We start from the raw sequence: 1,304 nt of genomic DNA, 5'->3' as shown, positions 1-1,304 counted from the left end.
GTGCCGAAACTGGCTGACCCGGCAGAGGCGCTGCGGGTGGTCGAGGCGCGGGACTTCGGATCCGACCTGCTGCTGAAGGAGATGCAGGAGCGCGTCATCACCGTGCTGCGTATGGCCGAGGCGCTGTCGCCGAAGTATCACGTCGTGGTGGCCAACCCCCCGTATATGGGAAGCAAGGGCATGAACGGGAAACTTAGTGACTTCGCAAAGGAGCACTACCCCGAAAGCAAATCGGACCTATTCGCAATGTTCATGGAGCGGACCCTTCGGATGGCGGTCAAGCACGGCATGATGGCGATGATCAACATGCAGTCTTGGATGTTCCTATCTTCTTTCGAGAAACTAAGATCTAGTATGCTATCGAATGCCTGCTTGCAGTCGATGGCTCATCTCGGCCCCCGCGCATTTGACACAATAGGTGGTGAAGTCGTGTCCACGACCGCATTTGTCTTCGGTAACTATTATTCCGCGGATCAACACGGGACGTATCTACGATTGGTCGACGGTAGCAACGAAGTCGAGAAGGCTCAAATTGTGCTTGATGCGAAGGCTGGCAAAACCAGCGGTGTTTGGTTTTCCGCCAGTGTTGCGGAAATTACTAAGCTTCCGGGAAAGCCGATAGCATATTGGCTCACAAACAACTTCCGAGGTGTTTTCGACTCGAACTGTGTAGTTGAGGAACTGGCAGAGAAGGTTACAAAAGGGATATTCACTGGGGACAATAATCGGTTTCTTCGTTTCTGGTATGAAGTCTCCAACCAAGAGAGCGGTTGGAAAAAGTACGACAAGGCTGGCGAATCCCGTAGATGGTTCGGGTCAGCAGTTCATGTCGTGGACTGGCGTCGAAATGGGACGGAACTGAAAAACTTCAGTGGCGCCGGCCTAGGCGCCATGAAGTATTATGACAAGCCGCACTTTGTTTGGAGCGGGCTTTCAACAGGTACACCAAGTTACCGGTTCGCTGACGACAATGTATGGTTCGACGATGTTTCTCCAAGTGTCATTGGGGCAAAGCAAAGTGGGGCGTTGTTAGCCTATCTGAACTCGCGCGTTGCCACAAAAGTTCTCATGACCCTTAATCCAACCCTTCACTATCAGATCGGCGATGTGAAACGGATCCCTGTTCCGGATTTGAAGGCCGACTTTTTAGGTATTTCAAATGCTTGCGTTTCACTCGCGCGTTCCGACTGGGACGCCTACGAGACCTCCTGGGATTTCACCATGCTCCCGCTGCTCTCGCCCGATCACCGCGGCGAGACGCTGGAGGACCGTTATGCCGCGCTGCGTGCCCATTGGCAGTCCAT

General features: G+C 53.5%; 1 protein-coding gene. It reads left to right on the top strand.

The window, feature by feature from the left end; genetic code table 11:
* Nucleotides 1–1,304: Eco57I restriction-modification methylase domain-containing protein (locus AC2FJB_RS22820; RefSeq protein WP_496721244.1), on the top strand; the 1,304-nt coding region annotated here is incomplete at both ends.

The sequence above is a fragment of the Ruegeria sp. CDSC085 genome (genome assembly GCF_059610465.1).
The sequence above is the reverse complement of the archived record's forward strand: the minus strand, read 5'-3'. Positions and strand labels throughout refer to the sequence as shown.